The 16,281-nt window shown below is 42.4% G+C and carries 17 protein-coding genes and 1 pseudogene; 7 read left to right on the top strand and 11 right to left on the bottom strand.

Annotated elements, in window-relative coordinates; all coding sequences use genetic code 11:
* Positions 1–218: 218 nt before the first annotated feature.
* From F8S12_RS42080 to F8S12_RS26115, 3 genes are all read right to left on the bottom strand, one after another.
* Positions 219–1,043, bottom strand: a complete 825-nt coding sequence (locus F8S12_RS42080; RefSeq protein ID WP_331001448.1) for an SNF2-related protein — start codon at positions 1,041–1,043, stop codon at positions 219–221.
* 646 nt (positions 1,044–1,689) lie between these two features.
* Positions 1,690–2,418 carry a hypothetical protein gene (locus tag F8S12_RS26120; RefSeq protein WP_331001447.1) on the bottom strand — a complete coding sequence of 243 codons (729 nt, stop codon included), beginning with the start codon at positions 2,416–2,418 and terminating at the stop codon, positions 1,690–1,692.
* A gap of 264 nt (positions 2,419–2,682) precedes the next feature.
* A complete protein-coding gene (locus F8S12_RS26115; protein WP_196519203.1) occupies positions 2,683–3,822 on the bottom strand; it encodes a tyrosine-type recombinase/integrase in 1,140 nt (379 codons plus the stop codon).
* Positions 3,823–3,935: 113 nt separating this feature from the next.
* Here F8S12_RS26115 and F8S12_RS26110 point away from each other — a divergent pair, with 113 nt between their 5' ends.
* Positions 3,936–4,133 carry a hypothetical protein gene (locus tag F8S12_RS26110; protein WP_196519202.1) on the top strand — a complete coding sequence of 66 codons (198 nt, stop codon included), beginning with the start codon at positions 3,936–3,938 and terminating at the stop codon, positions 4,131–4,133.
* Between the two features lie 11 nt (positions 4,134–4,144).
* Here the strand turns inward: F8S12_RS26110 and F8S12_RS26105 are convergent, their stop codons facing one another.
* Positions 4,145–4,597: a helix-turn-helix domain-containing protein gene (locus tag F8S12_RS26105; RefSeq protein WP_196519201.1), complete on the bottom strand. Its 453-nt coding sequence runs from the start codon at positions 4,595–4,597 to the stop codon at positions 4,145–4,147.
* A gap of 522 nt (positions 4,598–5,119) precedes the next feature.
* On the opposite strand from F8S12_RS26105, the gene F8S12_RS26100 reads away from it, so the two are divergent.
* The 4 genes from F8S12_RS26100 to F8S12_RS41760 all read left to right on the top strand — a co-directional run bounded on the left by F8S12_RS26100 (position 5,120) and on the right by F8S12_RS41760 (position 9,249).
* Complete coding sequence (locus F8S12_RS26100) at positions 5,120–6,304, top strand: hypothetical protein (RefSeq protein ID WP_196519200.1); 1,185 nt, start codon at positions 5,120–5,122, stop codon at positions 6,302–6,304.
* Positions 6,305–6,467: 163 nt separating this feature from the next.
* Positions 6,468–6,710 (top strand): hypothetical protein, encoded by a 243-nt coding sequence (locus tag F8S12_RS26095; protein ID WP_196519199.1) that lies wholly within the window; start codon positions 6,468–6,470, stop codon positions 6,708–6,710.
* Positions 6,711–6,866: 156 nt separating this feature from the next.
* Positions 6,867–9,092: a hypothetical protein gene (locus F8S12_RS26090; protein WP_196519198.1), complete on the top strand. Its 2,226-nt coding sequence runs from the start codon at positions 6,867–6,869 to the stop codon at positions 9,090–9,092.
* A gap of 22 nt (positions 9,093–9,114) precedes the next feature.
* Positions 9,115–9,249 carry a hypothetical protein gene (locus F8S12_RS41760; RefSeq protein ID WP_269144850.1) on the top strand — a complete coding sequence of 45 codons (135 nt, stop codon included), beginning with the start codon at positions 9,115–9,117 and terminating at the stop codon, positions 9,247–9,249.
* Between the two features lie 337 nt (positions 9,250–9,586).
* Here F8S12_RS41760 and F8S12_RS26085 read toward each other — a convergent pair whose 3' ends face one another.
* The 5 genes from F8S12_RS26085 to F8S12_RS26065 form a co-directional block, all read right to left on the bottom strand.
* A complete protein-coding gene (locus tag F8S12_RS26085; protein ID WP_196519197.1) occupies positions 9,587–10,117 on the bottom strand; it encodes a class I SAM-dependent methyltransferase in 531 nt (176 codons plus the stop codon).
* A 54-nt stretch (positions 10,118–10,171) separates the two neighbouring features.
* Positions 10,172–10,639 (bottom strand): GNAT family N-acetyltransferase, encoded by a 468-nt coding sequence (locus tag F8S12_RS26080; protein WP_196519196.1) that lies wholly within the window; start codon positions 10,637–10,639, stop codon positions 10,172–10,174.
* A 45-nt stretch (positions 10,640–10,684) separates the two neighbouring features.
* On the bottom strand, positions 10,685–10,894 hold the full coding sequence (locus tag F8S12_RS26075) for a hypothetical protein (RefSeq protein WP_196519195.1): 210 nt from the start codon (positions 10,892–10,894) through the stop codon (positions 10,685–10,687).
* 505 nt (positions 10,895–11,399) lie between these two features.
* Positions 11,400–12,380: an ABC transporter ATP-binding protein gene (locus F8S12_RS26070; RefSeq protein WP_196519194.1), complete on the bottom strand. Its 981-nt coding sequence runs from the start codon at positions 12,378–12,380 to the stop codon at positions 11,400–11,402.
* A gap of 259 nt (positions 12,381–12,639) precedes the next feature.
* Positions 12,640–14,112: an ABC transporter ATP-binding protein gene (locus F8S12_RS26065; RefSeq protein ID WP_196519193.1), complete on the bottom strand. Its 1,473-nt coding sequence runs from the start codon at positions 14,110–14,112 to the stop codon at positions 12,640–12,642.
* A 345-nt stretch (positions 14,113–14,457) separates the two neighbouring features.
* Here F8S12_RS26065 and F8S12_RS26060 point away from each other — a divergent pair, with 345 nt between their 5' ends.
* Together F8S12_RS26060 and F8S12_RS26055 are read left to right on the top strand one after the other, a co-directional pair.
* The gene (locus tag F8S12_RS26060) at positions 14,458–14,622 is read left to right on the top strand and encodes a hypothetical protein (RefSeq protein WP_196519192.1); all 165 of its coding nucleotides are present in this window, start codon (positions 14,458–14,460) and stop codon (positions 14,620–14,622) included.
* A gap of 3 nt (positions 14,623–14,625) precedes the next feature.
* Positions 14,626–14,928, top strand: coding sequence for a GNAT family N-acetyltransferase (locus F8S12_RS26055; protein ID WP_331001449.1), 303 nt, complete (start codon positions 14,626–14,628; stop codon positions 14,926–14,928).
* A 465-nt stretch (positions 14,929–15,393) separates the two neighbouring features.
* Here the strand turns inward: F8S12_RS26055 and F8S12_RS26050 are convergent, their stop codons facing one another.
* Both F8S12_RS26050 and F8S12_RS26045 read right to left on the bottom strand, forming a co-directional pair.
* Positions 15,394–15,723 carry a hypothetical protein gene (locus F8S12_RS26050; protein WP_196519190.1) on the bottom strand — a complete coding sequence of 110 codons (330 nt, stop codon included), beginning with the start codon at positions 15,721–15,723 and terminating at the stop codon, positions 15,394–15,396.
* Positions 15,674–16,281: pseudogene (locus tag F8S12_RS26045) on the bottom strand (IS630 family transposase); the annotation flags it as partial. The pseudogene F8S12_RS26045 and the gene F8S12_RS26050, both read right to left, overlap by 50 nt.

Raw genomic sequence — 16,281 nt, 5'->3', positions numbered from 1 at the left:
TTGCGTTCTCATCTTTAGCTATTGGTTGCTGTAATTGATACTAAATATCAAAGGCTTGTTACAGATATTTTGGGAAATAATCGTCAAATGACTTACTAGCAATCTTTTTGAGATATCTCATCAAGATGAATTCTCCTGCGAATCAATATTTTATTTGTAAATAAAATCACTCCGTACTTGAATATAATTTTTAGCGATCGCACTTTTTTTGTCCGACCTCACAAAATCGCATTGCTCCCATCTCGAACAGTTTTGGTAAGTTGGGAATCAACGGCATACTTTGCACCACTCGCAGGTGCAGCATTGTGAGCTTCGTCAAGGATGAGCATGGAAGCTGCTGCAAAATCACCAAGCCAGTCCCGTAACGGTGCGGCATAGGTTTCATCTCGTAGCAAGGCGTGGGAAATAATGAACCTAGTATGTGTCATCCAAGGGTTAATTCCATAACCCCTTTCTTGACGACGGGCAGCAATAAACTCACGGTCAAGAATCATGAATGTGAGTCCAAAGCGACTCTCCATTTCTTCTTGCCACTGACGCACTACCGATGGCGGACACGAGATAACTACTCGCCTAACTTTTTGCCGCATCAGCATCTCACGCAGTATCAGCCCTGCCTCGATGGTTTTCCCCAAACCGACATCATCGGCAATAAACAAACCGACTCTCGGCATCAGTAAAGCTTTACGCAGTGGTTCTAGCTGATACGCTTTAACTTCTATACCTGCTCGGTAGGGCGCTTGGAAAAGCTTGGCATCTGTGGAGGTTACGCAATTCCACCGTAATGTGTGCAGGTAGGCAGAAAACAGACGCGGATTATCAAAACCTCGATTCGCTATGGAATCCCATGATGTTGCCCCTACGATTTTGGCATCTATTTCCCGTTCCCATAGGACTTCTAGCGATTCTCCTAACGCATCATCTTCTAAACAAGAAAGGCTAACTTTAGTGTCTTGCTCTGGAGACGGTTTCGACACAACTTCTTCTACAAGATATTGCCGCGATCGCACTCGCACAATCTGTCCAGTTACAATGTCAGTCACTCGTGTCTTCCTCTTTGTAACTGGACTGGTATTATCCCTCCTCTAATCATGAAAAACTCACTCCCCTAAACCCTAATGCCTGGTTAGCTTGGAGTGCTAATCTACAACCATCTTTTTGAAAGTTGCGTTGCAGGTATAAAATAGCTTTTAATCTATTTGTTCTTTAGCACCTGCTACATCTTAATAATGTTATTTTATATACGTCTATAGCAAGTGGCTATTTTCAGCAGAAAACTTTGTAATTCCTAAATGAAGAGAGTCTAAAAGGTATAATCTACCTAATATCACATAGACAATTATTGGATTAAAATTAAATAGTAATCTATCACTCAGTAATATCACTTAAAATATTTGGGCTGAATTGCGTATACTTAAAGTAACCTGATAAACTAGCATTATTTAACCACTGTCAACCAACATCGAGAATTGCTCACAGAGATGGAAGCCCTCAAGTAGTTCTTGATAGAGAAAGTACCCTTGAGGGTACTGTGAATGGCTGCCATTCGTTTCTAGGATATTTTATAGAAGTTTTTTTCAGTGGCCACAGCGATGTCTTCTATTGAGGACAACAAAATAATTGTTTGGCGATCGCAAAAAGACGAGCGAATCAGTGTAAATTCAGAAATTCTTGAAATTAATAAAAATACTAACTTGCAGGATGATATAACCCCGTATTTTCGTTAAATTCCCACCCCATACCCGATTTATCCTTGCCCTTGCACCATGCCACAAAAAGCGGTGGGTGCAGCTTATTTCGCTGCTCGTGTATAGTTTCTACGCTTACACCAAGTCTTGAAGCTAAACCTTCTTCCGTTAATGGTTGCATTCGGGGAGTATGCACTTTGAAGGATGAATTGTTGTTGTACGATTTATTGCCCCGCCTCGGTTGGTTGTTGAGATGATTTTGAATTTTAATAATCGCCTCAGTAAACTGTGTCATTCGGGCTGTTATCCCCTCCACTTTTTCTGATAAATCGGCGAGATTATGGATTGCTCCGGTTTCGTTACTATTAGATTCGCCTGACAACTGTGACTCCAGCTTATCAAGTCGTGAGCAAATAGCTAATATCGTTTCATTCGTCAGACTGGGGTTACTATTGTTACTACTAACTAAGTACTCTTCAACACTTGCCTTAATCTTAGAGTCCAGACGTTTATCTAAATTATCGCCACCAATTGCATCAAGGTTATCTAGATCATCTAGGTAGAGTTCGATAAATTGGGTCAGCGTGGCTGTTGCCGTCGTCCCTTTCGACTTACAACGGGCAATAAACTGCTCCCACATCTTTTGGTCGCAGTTAAAAGATGCCAGTTTCTTGTTTTTCCCTGTTTGGCTCATGTCTAGGTAATGTCTAGGTAAATCTGGACTGGACACGACTGAGTGAGTGTGTCATCCCGAAAAGATAACTACCTTGACACTATCATTTTGGAGCGCATGAGTGCGCCCGCTTTCTTGCGATGGTCTCCGACCGACCGGAGGTCATCGCCTCTACCAAAAAGCAGTCAGATTACTACTGTCTGCAACAGTTAGTTAGCCACTGTTGGAGTTGTTCAGGAGTCGTTGGCGCACAGTTTGAGCAAAGCCTGTTATCGCTTTTGTAGCCAAATCAGGGGGTGACTTCCTGGCTAACGCATCCATTTAGTCAATCATATCTGCCAATAAATTTGTCATCTCTGACTGACCTTTTTTACGGTTATCGTCATACTGGATCAGCACATCTAGCTTGACATGACGGCTGACTTTTTGCGTCTTTCGCACATCTCCTTCTGTTGCTTCTAAAAGAGTTGTAATCCCACTATGGCGAATGCGGTGCGGTGACATTAACTTTTTCACACCAGCTGCATCAAAATAATTGACCACAATTTTACGGATGCCGTCCCCAGTGAGGCGATGCCCTTTACTGCGGTTATCAAGGGCGATAAATAAAGGTGAGGAGGCGGTAATATTACCCCGGACTTGCAACCAATCACAGATAGCATTAACTGTTGCTACAGATAGTTTTACCCATTCATCATTCGTACCTTGCCCTTTTCCCAAAATCCGCAATCTGCTTTCGTGTGGGTCGAAGTCTTTAATATTTAATTGACTCACCTCATTGCGTCGCGGTAAATTTTCCCACAACAGCCGCAACAGCGCATAATCTCTTTGACCATGAACAGTTGAGCGCTCAATTAGCTGGATTACACTGTTGATGCTTTGAGCATCCACCCCGGTAGTATCTCGATACGCTTTTACCTTTTCCAACTCTACATCTTCTAGCGTGTAGCTGCACACACCTAACTTGCGGGCAAACTTCACCAACGATTTAATACTGCTGAGGCGACGGTTGACCGTTGCTTCCTTCAACCCAATAGCCAGTAGCTTGGCCTTATATTTCAATACCACCGCCACCGCCCGTTTCTCGGTCAGGTGCAAAAACTCCAACACGCTATCAACATTCGGCTCAATACCAGTCATCGCCACAAAGAATTTCCGCAAATCTTTCTGGTATTCGCGCCGGGTGCTGGGTGCGCGAATATTGGCGAGCATCAAAGCAATGACATCCTGTTCATCCTCTGTTGCGGCAAAATACCGCTCAATTGGGGCTAAGAGAGATTTTTTTAATGACTCTACCGCATCATCAAATCCGGTATCATCGTTTGCTTTTGGGGATGCACGCCAAGGGGGATATGGAGTATCAGACATAGCATTGGGCGCGAAAAGGGTAATTTTCGATATCAAACCTATTCTCTCTCGATTTGCCGTGCCTGACTCACTTTGGCGCGATAAATCTTCCATTAAACCAACACAATCGCAATGTTGCTAAATATACTGCTATGGTATTAGTGCTATTCGCTTGTTACCCAACGCTTGACTGTACTACGTTATGTATTTTGACTGAATTATTATAGATGCAAAAATTAAACCATCCCAGTGGTTGGAATGGTTTAAGGGAATTATCAATTTTTCTTACTGCTCCTTTTGCTTATAGGAGGCAACTAATTGTTGTTGGCGACAATTCAGGCATTCCTTTTAACTTGATAGTTTCGGCGACTTGGTTGTTATTTTGGCGTAATGAAAAGATAGGATTGCCCGTTAGCTTGATTTGAGCTTGATGCTATTAGGGTTGCGCTTCCAAGATCCGACCTATACTTCTTGGCGATAATGCTGGCAACCCCCTGCGAGTAGCTTCTTCAGCAACTTGCATATGGTAATGGTGCTTTGAACGACTGGGTTTTCGGTTCTTGCTCCATTCGCTGATTTCGACAATTTTGCTCGCCTCTGCGCTCTTGCACTTCTTAGGTCTGCCTGCGTTCACACCTAATACATTATTTATCTTTGCGATCGCATCTTCCAAGGTTTCCGATGTTATGGTACAAGATGTCCACTTTTTCTTCCAGTTTGTTACTGTTTGCTTCGCTATACCAAGTTTTTTTACTATATTTTTATGATTTTCCCCACGATTAAGTTCTAGCAGGATGTTTGCTCTCTTGATCATTTCATCGCTGCCGTTGGCTGCTATATCCTCTAATACTTGCTTTTCAATAGGATTCAATACTTGAATATGAGGCATTTTAGTATTTACCCCGCTTAAACCTACAATTTTGCCAAATCGAATGAAGCCTGATATACTTTTTTTGTAGAGTTCATTTTTCCTAAAGATTCACTCAAAGCCCTGCTGCAAACAGGGCTTTGAGGAAAAAACAACCCCACCTGTTACTAAAACAGGACGGAACTTTGTTTTGTCAATTTAGTTATCTAGAGCCATCATATCATGAATTTACCCAGTTTTACAAATCTATCTTTAGATAGATGCTTTTTTTGCAATACCAGTGCGTTAAATATCTCTTCAGTCGTATTGGTTTTCAATGGGTTGGAAATAATAGTTTCCTGCGCGAGAAAATTCTCTTTGAGAGTTTTTCCGGTAGGTAATATTTTGCTACTTACAAGATTTAATTATTTTTTAAACTTGTTACTTTTTCCAAGGGATGAAAGTGCTACAAGTTTTGCTGGTTAAGATTTTTCTGGTTTCTGCTTAGGTTTTTCAAGATTGAACTTATCTTTTTAGTGACAATTTGTGACCCGGAGTATCAATATGTCTCTTGTGCAGAATCCGGCAATTGTATATATTTCTCCTGCGGAGTTGGTTGTTCATCCGAAGCTGATAGAAATATATGGTGAGAATGAGGAACGTCCGGCTTTAGAAAAAAGTATCTCTGAAAAAGGGATTCTTGAATCTTTAAAGGTATCTGCACGTACTGGTGTCAATGTAGTCTTGGCAGGTAAGTGTCGCTTGCAGATAGCTCGCCAGTTAGGAATTTCCACTGTGAAAGTGGAATTTGTCGAGTCTGGTTCGCCTGAAGAAGATTTGAAACTAGTGCTTGACTTTAATCTCCACCGGGAAGGTGGGAAGACTCATTACCAGAAATTTCACGAGGGGCAGTACTGGGAGAGTGTACTTCGTCCCCAAGCGAAAGAAAGACAGCGCCAAAGCGCTCGTCGTTTGAATCAATCGAATGATTCAAATTTGAATCATTCGGTAACTGAGAGTAAGTCTCAATTAGGTAAGGGCAAGCGAGTGATTCAGGAGGTCTCGGAGAATCTAAATATAAGTGTTGGTAGTTATCACAAGGGCAAGAAAGTTTTTGAATTAATTTCTCAATTACGAGAAATGGAAAAATTTAAGGCAGTTGTTGCACTGGAGATGGAATTTAACCGGAGTATTGATGCAGCGTACAAGTTTGTTTGCAATCAAGATATCTGTTACCAGGTAATAGACCTTCTGGAGGCAGATGAGATAGGTAGTATAGGCGATGGTATTGCTTGGATGCTGAATGGCGAGCGCAATCCGTTTCGGCGTTTCCAGCTTGACCAAGTATATCAATTCAAGAAGAGACTGCGGCCCGAGTTGGAAATTGTGGGACGGGTTATTGGTATAACTAATGAGTTTGTTGTGTTTGGATTGAGGAATTTAGTGAATATGAGCTTAGAAATTGTGAATCTACGTCCGCGACAAATTGATGCAGAATTGCAGGATGAACCATCTGCGTCACAAAGGAAGAGAATATTTCACTTAATGCAAAAGTTTAGTGATGTTTTCCCAGTTCAGGTATCTTTAGCGGAGTTGTTAAAACTCCCAAATTTAACTGATAAAGAAGAGGTTTTATTGCGGATGTATGAGTCTGACGTATTTGAAAAAACGTGGGAAGATTATAAGACCCAAATGAAAGCAATGGAAGTTTCTACAAATAGAAAAAAGGATAAGATTTGTGCTGCATAGGTAGCTGTAAGCAGTTAATCTAGCAGAGAATTTATCCCACAATTTAACATTACTTACTAGATTAGCATCTCAATACTAATTGCAATACGAGTTCACTATTGTGGGTGCTGAACTCGTATCAAGATATTTGACTGTTTTTTGTTTTTTAACTCGGTGGTGGAGTATGAGTAATTTCATCTTCACCAGTTGTACTAACAAGAGCCAATGTGACGTGACACCTGTCGGTGTTACTAGCTTTGCATTGTTATCCCAAAACTCTTTTGTCGATTTATTGACAACTTCCCTAGAACTGCCTCATTTAAATAATTACCAAAAAAAAAGTTGGGTAGTCGCATTGTTGTTGGTGAAGCGTGTTGGACTAAATCTTAGCCTAAGCCTACGTATGTCTAAGCCTAAACAAGTATAAACCTCTGTTTGCTTTCAACCATGAGACGATTACCAGTCGCCTCCAACAAGCGGATAACCAACCGCTTAATTCAAAATAAAATTTCAAATTTAGGCTAACACATTTTGACCAACAGCGAGACTACCTGATGCACAAAAATCATCAGGACAGTCACTCATGTACCAAGAAAATTTCTCTTCAGATGTCGAGAACAAGCCCCAATTAAGCCTTTCACAGCCTTCAAAAAAGAAAATCAAACCCCACCTGCCCGCAGAATCCGTAGGTAAACGCTACGTAGAGCGCTTTTGGCATCCATTTGGGGCAATAGTTGCCCCTTCTTTAGTAGAAGGTACAAAACCAGCATGGCGTACCATCGATTATTACCTCCAACCCTCCCAACTGTGGAAACTGCACCAAGACAAGTCGAAACTAGTAGGTCTGCGCTTTAACGACACAACTCGTTACGCCACAATCGATTTAGACTTAGAAGGCGACTACCATAACATTGAATCTATAAATCGCATCAAGGCAGCGCTAGAGGACATCGGCATAGTCGATATCATCATCCTCCAGTCAAGCTTTAGTGGCGGCTATCACCTGATCCTAAGCTTCGCATCCCCCCTACCCACCTTTCCCCTAGCCTGCGCCCTAGAGATTACTTTAAGAAACGCAGGCTTTATCCTCCGCCAAGGACACCTAGAAATCTTCCCCAATACCAAACCATATAGTGCCAAACAAATAACTAACTACAAGGCCATCCGTTGCCCCATGCAACCGGGTAGCGGGTCATTTTTACTGAATGATGACCTACAACCAATTAGTGACTCAGTTTCTATCTTCCTCGATTATTGCGATCGCGCGGCCAGTCGGCAAGATTTAACTAAACTAAAACGGGTAGCGAACAAAGCCAAAAAACAAATTTCACGGGAGAGATATCGCAAGCAAGAGTCTGCTGATGCTGCCCAGTGGCGTGCCAACTGGGAAGAAATCATCACCACAGGCTGGACAGGAAAAGGACAAACAAACACCCTCCTACAAATCTTCGTAGGGTACGGAATCGTCTTTTTAGACTTAGAGAGTGATAAATTAGTCGAATTTTGCCTTACTACCGCAATTAACGCCCCTGGCTACAGCCAATATTGCCGACACCAACACGAAATCGAAGCTAGAGTGCGGCATTGGGTAGAATCCACAATTCGCAACAAATGGTACAGCGCTTACATTAGTTATCCCGAACGGCTATTGGGTACATTTGCCAACACATTTGCAGAAGCCATAGCAGGCATTAGCAGCATTGATAAACCCAAAGACAACGTAATCCCATTTGACCGTCGTAAGCAACAGAACTGGGAACGCAGCCAACAAGCCCAACAACGCATTCAGATAGTAGTAAGAGCAATGGAGTGGGATGGTGGGTTACCAGCAGGGGCTACTGAACGAGGGAAAGCGATACGTGCTGAGTACAAACGTCGTTTTCACAAAACTATCTCACAAGAGACACTACAAAAGCACTTACATTTGTGGCATCCTACGCGCTACATTTTAGACCCCTGGGCAGAAAATAGCTCAAACCCTTATCAATCAAGCAATGACGGTCAATTTAATAGTTTTCAAAACTCATTTGCAAAACAAAGTGCTGAAAACCCTTACCAAAAGGAAAATGACGGTCATTTTTACTATATGAAGGTTTTTTGTAACTGTTTACCTCTGGCTGCCGATGCCCCTACAGGGCAGTTGGCAGCAGCAAGTTTTGAAGAAGTTGCTGTGTCTGAAGGAGAATTGTTTGTACCACAGGTACAAGATGGATCTGAGGAAATTAATATTAATTCCGAAGAATTGAATTTATTGCAACCAAAGAATCTGTCTTTAACTTCAGGTGTCAATAATTCTGATAATTCATTAGTTTCTTCAAATATTATAGAATTAGCTGAAAATCTTAATGAAAGTACTTTAGATAAGAATTTTAAATACCTTTCTAACCCTAGCACGGTTGAAAATTACAATAATAAAAACTTATTAATCAATTCTGTCAGTATTCCACCTACTGCATCTACACCTGCAATTGTGCTGCCTGAAGCGTTACAAAAAGCCGAAGTTAGCGAGCAAAGTACATCTTCAGGCGATTCAGCAACAACTCTCGCTTTGTCAGAACTGAAGAATCTGATTAAGTTGCGACTCCAAGCAGCATCTTACGCCAAACGTGTAGCTAGAGAGTACTGCCTGATTGCACGATGCTTAATTGGGGGCAAGGAACGGGAAAGACTGGAGCAGAGTGCCAAAATGCAATTTTATCTCGATTCAGGTAACAAAACTCTAATTGCAGAAGCTAACGAGTGGGCAGCTACTAATCCTGGATGCCTGCCGTTTTCGTTGGAGTTGGCGTTTCAACAGAGTAAGACATGATGGCTGAATTTCACAAGTAGGGGTGATTTGGATCACAAACCCAACCATTATTCATCGGCAAGTTGGTCTTGAACGGGAGCAACGCGATTTTGTGAAGTCGGATCAAAAACAAGCGATGCCTTCGGCGGGCTGCGCCTACGCTAAAAATGATATTTAAGTTAATGGTGATTTTATTTACAAATAAAATACTGATTTAAACGAGAAATCATCTTGATGAGGTATCTCAAAAAGATTGCTAGCAAGTCATTTGACGATTATTTCCAAAAATCTCTGCAACAAATCTTTGATACTTGGTATCAATTACGGCAGAAAATAAATTAAAGGGAGAATTAAAGTATAAAATTTATCAACCAGTTTGGGGTAGATATAGCGAAGATACTGTTGGCGAAATATTTCTTAACGCTGAAAATCCTTGTGCTGTCGTGGAAACCCGTCAAAGAAAGTTACCGAAAATCACCCCTCCAATGAATTCGCCAACGGTATCTTTGCTATATCTACGCCTCGATCCAAGCTTGGATCGCGGCTTCGTGTTCAGCAGGCGGAAACGAAAAAATCGCATCTCTCAAAAAGAAACGCCCACTGGGTTTCAGCATTGATGCAATTCTCAAAAATGCAACCATCTTCCAAAAATCCGGCAGGATGTGCAACGCTGCCTTGCTTACGACCAAATCTGCTAAGCGATCGCAGTGTTCATAGGTCAAAAAACCAGCTCGGTGAAACTGGATGTTCGTTGCACCTGCTTTCTGAGCTTTATTTCGAGCATAAGTCAGCATCGCTTGAGAAATATCAACCGGATGAATTGATGCTCCGGTCAGTGACGCTTGAATTGCAAATGTTCCGGTTCCTGCTCCTAAATCAATCACGATTTGGCCCGATGTAATACCAAGCCGATACACCAAGGCTTGCTCTTTTTCAGGCGTACTCGATGGCTGCTTGAGATCAAACGATTCGGCTTGTGCTGCATCTTCAAAATCAACACCCGCCATCTTCGATTCATCAAAATACCAGTTTGGCAAAGAAACCATGCTGTTTATCCTGGCTTAGGCTTATGTTGGTCTTCTTTTTTTTGTTTTTAATTTTTACTTTTTTAATTTGAGTTCCATAAATATTTCTGCTATTTCATTTTCATTATATTTATTAATTTCTTGAAATCCATATTTTTCAAAAATCTTCCTTGCTGCAATAGATTTTCTCATCGTATCCAATCTTAATATATGTAATTCGTTTTTTTTTGCATTCAATAATAAATGTTCCATTAATAATGTACCTATCCCTTTACCCTGATATAAAGGTAAAATAAAGTACCTTTTGATCTCTCCTATTTTATCTATTTTGTTTAATATCTTTAATCCAATACTTCCAATTACTGCGGCATTTTTCCTCATAATCCAGAAATTTCCACCTTGACTTTGGTATATATTTTCAATATTCCTTATATCCGACTGTAAGCCAGTTGGATCAAATTTATATCCTCTGTACGAATACATTATTTCCAAAAATTCTTCCAAACTAGCCTGGAATTCGTAACTGTATGGGATTAATTCCATTTCTTTTATATCGATATTGCTAATATTGATTTTTTTATTAAAAGACTAACGACCAAGTTGAGCGGTAGCAGTGGACTGAAACAACCCCAACGAACGCTGGTCAAGCAGATCTAACTGCTCTCCACTGACACAAGACTTATTGCCGATTTTGGTTGGCTTGATGCTTAACCGATTGATGCGATCGTAGAGAACAGATTTAACAATCCCGTACTTATCGGGAAGCTGTGCTACTGGCACTCGGTCGAGTTTGGTCATAGTCGGCGGTCTGACTGGCAGACTGTTTGTATGACAGCATACACGCTCTCACTCTCTATTAGCAACTATAAATGGTTCAAAAAATAATACAAAAAGCCCAGACTCTCATCTTTACTTTCTTAGTGTCCATCCATTGGCTCAGAACTTGGGGTTTCAACTTTCAAGTTATCTCCCTGCTTGCTCACTGAAAAGTCCGGCTCATTTTTGCTAGTTTGAGCAAGGCCAGCAGCACCAGCTATTGCTGTTCCTGCAAGTCCAAGTCCAGCAGACCATTTGGATGGCAGTTAGGTCGAGGGGGATCTTAAACCCAAGACCCGTCTGGTTACAGCAGAGGGCAAAGGACAACATTCCTTCAGCAAGAACTGCCCTTTGCCCTTTACCTTTGTGATAAAAAAGTGCGTGGTTAAAATTTAGTACCCATCCCTCTGTAGATTGTCTGGGCTGAAGGTGGAGTGCTTGGAGTTTGGAAGAATTGATTGAGCAATTGAGTTTGATTCACGACAGTTCAAGTTTCGTCTTGCATACCATTGAGCTTGGCGTAATACCCATCTTGGGAAATTAGTTCGTCATGACTGCCAGTTTCCACGATCTGCCCTTGCTCAAGTACGTATATCCTGTCTACATAACGTGCCGCCAAAATCCGGTGAGAAACCAGTATTGTGGTGAGTCCCTCCCTGACTGCTCGCAATTGCGATAGAACTAAAGCTTCGGTTCTGGTATCCAACGCAGAAAAGCAGTCATCCAGCAGCAAGATAGGGGTCTGGCGAATCAGTCCACGGGCTAGACTGGTTCTCTGCTTCTGTCCACCCGATAAAGTTACCCCACGCTCACCAATCAGTGTGGATAAGCCTGCATTGAATTTGTTGATCGTTGCCTCAAGCTGTGCAGCTCGCGCAGCCTGCCAAATAGATTCGGGCGATCGCTCCGGGTTATCGAATGAGATGTTCTCCGAAATTGGTGCAGCGAATAGGAAAGTATCCTGGGGGACAAATGACAGGTTCTCGCGTAGATGACTTAGCGGGATGTCTCGAAGGTCTTGCCCATCTACTTTGATTTGTCCGCTAATAGGCTCCAATTGCCTGGCCAGCAAACGCAACAAGGTGGATTTGCCAGATCCTACACGACCGATGATGGCAATCATTTCGCCAGGATTGATACTCAGGGATATCCTTTCTAGAACCAGACGCGATCGCAGTTCAGCACCGACCGGGTAACTATATGACAGATTGTAAACTGCGATTTCGCCATTGATACGCTGGGCTGATGAACCTGCCGGAGCATCTTGAATCTCAGGTTTTTCATCCACGATCTCAAATACTCTGGTTGCAGCTGTACTGGCATTGAGCAAAGCATACACTACAAAACTGCTCTCCTTGATTACCCCAAGAATCATAGCCAGATAAAAGATGAAAGCTGTCAGCGTGCCGACGCTCATTTGCCCAGCCAATACTTGGCTTCCACCCACGCCAACAACGATTAAGGTCATCAAACCACTACCAAGCACAATGGAGGCAGTGAGAATAGCGTTTAAATGGATCAACTTTTGATGAGCTAGCGCATAACGATGTGATACTCGGGGTGTGAGTATCAATGGAACAGAAAACTGGGTTAAGCTTAAAAGCCTTATTGCGTAAGGATTTTTTTGAAAGTTGTAGTAGCTCACTTTTCAAATCACTAACTACTGCCTAACGATAAATCAAGAGTTTCAGCACCTAAAATTTTTTGTAGTATTCATGTAATGCTTCTTATCCCGGTTTTCTGTTCCGATGATACTTGTACCCCAATGCAATGTTGTCATAGACGGTACCAGGGAACAGATGAAAGTCTTGAAAGATTACACCTACACGCTTACGGATCTGTGCAGGGTCTATCTGCATAATGTCGATGCCGTCAATGAACAAGCTTTTTTCAGGCACATCGTAAAAACGGCAGATGAGCCGGGTTAGCGTGGTCTTGCCAGAGCCAGTAGGCCCGACAATGGCGATGTTCTCACCGGGTGCTACATTCAGATTGAAGTGCTGGATAACCGATTCGCCAGTTTCGTAACGGAAACTCAGGTCACGAAACTCGATACGGCCATGTAAGCCTTCGGGCAAGGGTATCGGCTGCGACGGCACGGATAAAGACTCTTTCCAGTCCAGCAGCCGGAATATGCGATCGCAAGCTGCCGCCGCTCGGAACACTGCATTAGCTTGATCGCCCAACGCCACAATCGGACGAAACAGCATGTCGCTAAATTGCAAGAACAACACGACCGATCCCAAGGTGGTAGTGTGGCTAAGTATATGTTGCCCGCCGAACCAAAGGATGCAAGCGATCGCCAAATAAGATATATTGTCGACGATCGGGTTGTATACGGTCTCTGCCATGATGGCCTTAGTCTCAGCCACCCGATTGGCATCGTTAATAGCAGAGTACTGTTTAAAGCTCAGTGCCTCCCGCCCTGACATCTGCACGATTTCAATACCTGATAAGTTTTCATGCAAATGCTCGTTGAGGCGCGATAAGGTGGCACGAATGATCTGATAAATCGGACTAGAATAATATCTGAACGTGACGATCACAGCCGCCACAAAAATCAATAAGGGTGATAGCTTTGCTACCAGTATCGCATCCAGAGACAGCATTACGCTAACGGCAACAACCAGGGGAATCAATTCTCCAGCCAGCGCACCGACACCAGTCAGCAGTTCAGACAAGCTCTCGATATCGTTAGCGATCCGAGTCAATACCTGCCCAACCATAACCCGGTCATAAAAAGCAGCAGGTAGATGCTCGACATGGGCAAACAGATCCCGGCGCAAGTCGCTCAGACCCAATAGTGCTGCACGGGACAACTGGGTGCGGAAGGCGTACCCAAAGCCAGACCACAGCACCACCCAGAGTAAGCCGACTACGCAGGCTGCGATTATTTGCTTGGTGCCCAGCGCGATCGCCAACCAATGGATTAACGCCGTTTGTCCATAGTCTGGCAAATCTGTCCGGTAATTGTGCATCAGGATACCGTCCACTACCACTCGACTAACCACGATTGGTACTAAGACGGCGGCGGTTGCCGAGAGCATAGCAAACAGCAGCGCTAACGCAATGCGCCAGCTATACGGGGCCATCCAGTGTCGTAACCGCCAAACATTTCTGGCAAAGGAGTTACGCATACCAATTGATGCTTCAAAGGGGCCGAGCCGACCAAGAGTGTTAGAGGTGTTTGATGATGTCATATTTCGATCGCCCCATGACGAATGGCATTAACAAATTAGATAAGTTTTCTGCATCGATTTGATGACTTCTTCACAGGTTCCTTCTGGTTGTGGAAAGGTAGTTTTTTCGTCAGATGTGTAGTCATTGCTTTCTTGATGCATTTGCTACTGAAGCAAGCTGTATATTTCTGGTTTTGTAGGTGAAAGCTTAAGCTGATATACTACGTCCTCTATTTTCTACTGCTTGTTTTAGCCACTGAAAGCATTTCTAAAGGAAAGTACTGTTAATCGGTCGAAAATAACGTATTTTGAATGAAGCTTATAGTCTCATGAACGAGAGTAAAAAGCAAGCATACAACTATTACTATGGCGGGCATGGAAATCCGAGCTTTTGAACTTACTGATGAGTCTGCCGTCATCGCCCTATGGATGCGGTGTGGTTTAACTCAACCCTGGAATGATCCCAAAAAGGACATTGAGCGAAAGCTTTGTGTACAACCCCATCTTTTTCTTGTAAGTATAATTGGGTAGGAGATTGTAGCAACAGTTATGGCAGGATATGAGGGGCATAGAGGTTGGATAAATTACCTTGCAGTTGCCCCGCAATATCAGCGTCAAGGAATTGGAAAGTTGATGATGCTAGAAGCCGAACAACTCCTTGTGGAAGTAGGTTGCCCCAAAATTAATTTGCAAGTGCGGACTACAAATAGCGAAGTTATTAAGTTTTACCAACATTTGGGATATGTTCAGGACTTACGCACTGTACAAAATGACTATCATGTGTATCAACGAAAATCCGTTGTTTCAGACCATTCGCTACTAGCTTTAGATCACTAGCGTAGGCGCAGCCCGCCGCAGGCATCGCTGGCTAATGGTGAAAAAATCAAACTTAAATGTCTGAAAACCCATATTCATATTTAATTGCTTCTGTCAATGCGTAAGTCCTAATGTTGTTGACGATGTTATCAGCTTGGGCAAGCGGCTTGAGTCTGATGAGTCAATATCTGATGTGATGCTGTCAGATTGAACTTTAAGTAAAGAATTACGGGTTAGGGGAAAGTAAGATTGTGGCCTTTGGGGATCAAATTAAGGAATTTATTTTTGTCTTCCTCGTGAGACTGGTTCATTACTTCACCTCCCTACTAATAAGTTTTCATCAATAATGTCAACCCAGTTTAAACGATCTCCTCAATCAAATGGTTGTTGGGAAATATAGTTAGCGATCGCTGAAATCATGAGCCTTTTTTTAGTATGACTCATAGTCCAGAATCCTCAAATGTAGAGTGGAAAAATTTCAGCAATTTAGCTTAAAGGTTTCTGAGCTTGAATTTTGTCAAAAATAGCACCTTCACTAAAAAATTTCTGCCCAATACTGTTCCAGCCTCCTAAATCCTCAGCTTTCAACAGAGTTTTAATTTGAGGAAAATTGCTAGTCAGTTCTTTTGCGATCGCAGTATCAACAGGACGAAACCCTATTTTGGCAAATTCTCTTTGTACCTCTGGAGTGTAAAGATATCGGACAAATGCTTCTGCAACTTTTCGAGTAGCGTGTTGTTCAACATTTTTATCTACTATAGGACTCCTATTTGATTTTTGAAAAAACTCCGTACATCTGGAGAGTAGTGAAATCAAAGGTCGTGTGTCGGATAAACCACTAAAACATCCACTTTAAATGGGAAAATGTTGGAATCAAAGCACAAAAACGTCGAACCCATGTTTTAGCCTGCAACCAAATATCCTCAATGGGATTTTGTACTGGGCAATTGGGAGCTTTAGCGTTCGCAATGTATTTTCCATTGTTCAGATGACAACCCGATATTTACCTCGTCCAAAAAACCTCGAACTTCTTTAGAACGGTGGTAACTAGCGCCATCCCAAAAAATTAGTAATTGCTGATCGGGAGAGTCAGCTAGCAGATATTGTAGGTAATCAATAGTATTTTTGGAATTTCCCGCATCATAAGCTTTGAGAACTAATTTTCCTTGCAGATAGTCAATTGCCCCGTAGTATGTCTGCTTATCTCGTTCGTTAACAACTGGGACTGCTATTTCTTGGTCACTTTTTCCCCATACGTAACCACTTAAATCTCCCCACATTAAATGGCATTCATCAATTAGCAGTACTCTCAACTTTCCTGTTTCGATTTCCACGCTTGTGATGTGCCAGTAATGTCTCAATCTCTTTTTTTTT

The sequence above is a fragment of the Nostoc sp. WHI genome, assembly GCF_015714725.1.
Lineage (GTDB): Bacteria > Cyanobacteriota > Cyanobacteriia > Cyanobacteriales > Nostocaceae > Nostoc.
Note: the sequence above shows the minus strand (reverse complement) of the source record. Positions and strands in the feature narration are given on the sequence as shown.

What these genes read in the sequence shown, in the direction of transcription:
- F8S12_RS26105 (WP_196519201.1), bottom strand. Translation starts at nt 4,597, where the DNA reads ATGCCTCATATTCAAGTATTGAATCCTATTGAAAAGCAAGTATTAGAG.
- F8S12_RS26060 (WP_196519192.1), top strand. Translation starts at nt 14,458, where the DNA reads ATGGCGGGCATGGAAATCCGAGCTTTTGAACTTACTGATGAGTCTGCC.
- F8S12_RS26100 (WP_196519200.1), top strand. Translation starts at nt 5,120, where the DNA reads ATGTCTCTTGTGCAGAATCCGGCAATTGTATATATTTCTCCTGCGGAG.
- F8S12_RS26095 (WP_196519199.1), top strand. Translation starts at nt 6,468, where the DNA reads ATGAGTAATTTCATCTTCACCAGTTGTACTAACAAGAGCCAATGTGAC.
- F8S12_RS26110 (WP_196519202.1), top strand. Translation starts at nt 3,936, where the DNA reads ATGCAAAAATTAAACCATCCCAGTGGTTGGAATGGTTTAAGGGAATTA.
- F8S12_RS26065 (WP_196519193.1), bottom strand. Translation starts at nt 14,112, where the DNA reads ATGACATCATCAAACACCTCTAACACTCTTGGTCGGCTCGGCCCCTTT.
- F8S12_RS26075 (WP_196519195.1), bottom strand. Translation starts at nt 10,894, where the DNA reads ATGACCAAACTCGACCGAGTGCCAGTAGCACAGCTTCCCGATAAGTAC.
- F8S12_RS26090 (WP_196519198.1), top strand. Translation starts at nt 6,867, where the DNA reads ATGTACCAAGAAAATTTCTCTTCAGATGTCGAGAACAAGCCCCAATTA.
- F8S12_RS26080 (WP_196519196.1), bottom strand. Translation starts at nt 10,639, where the DNA reads ATGGAATTAATCCCATACAGTTACGAATTCCAGGCTAGTTTGGAAGAA.
- F8S12_RS26085 (WP_196519197.1), bottom strand. Translation starts at nt 10,117, where the DNA reads ATGGTTTCTTTGCCAAACTGGTATTTTGATGAATCGAAGATGGCGGGT.
- F8S12_RS26115 (WP_196519203.1), bottom strand. Translation starts at nt 3,822, where the DNA reads ATGGAAGATTTATCGCGCCAAAGTGAGTCAGGCACGGCAAATCGAGAG.
- F8S12_RS26070 (WP_196519194.1), bottom strand. Translation starts at nt 12,380, where the DNA reads ATGACCTTAATCGTTGTTGGCGTGGGTGGAAGCCAAGTATTGGCTGGG.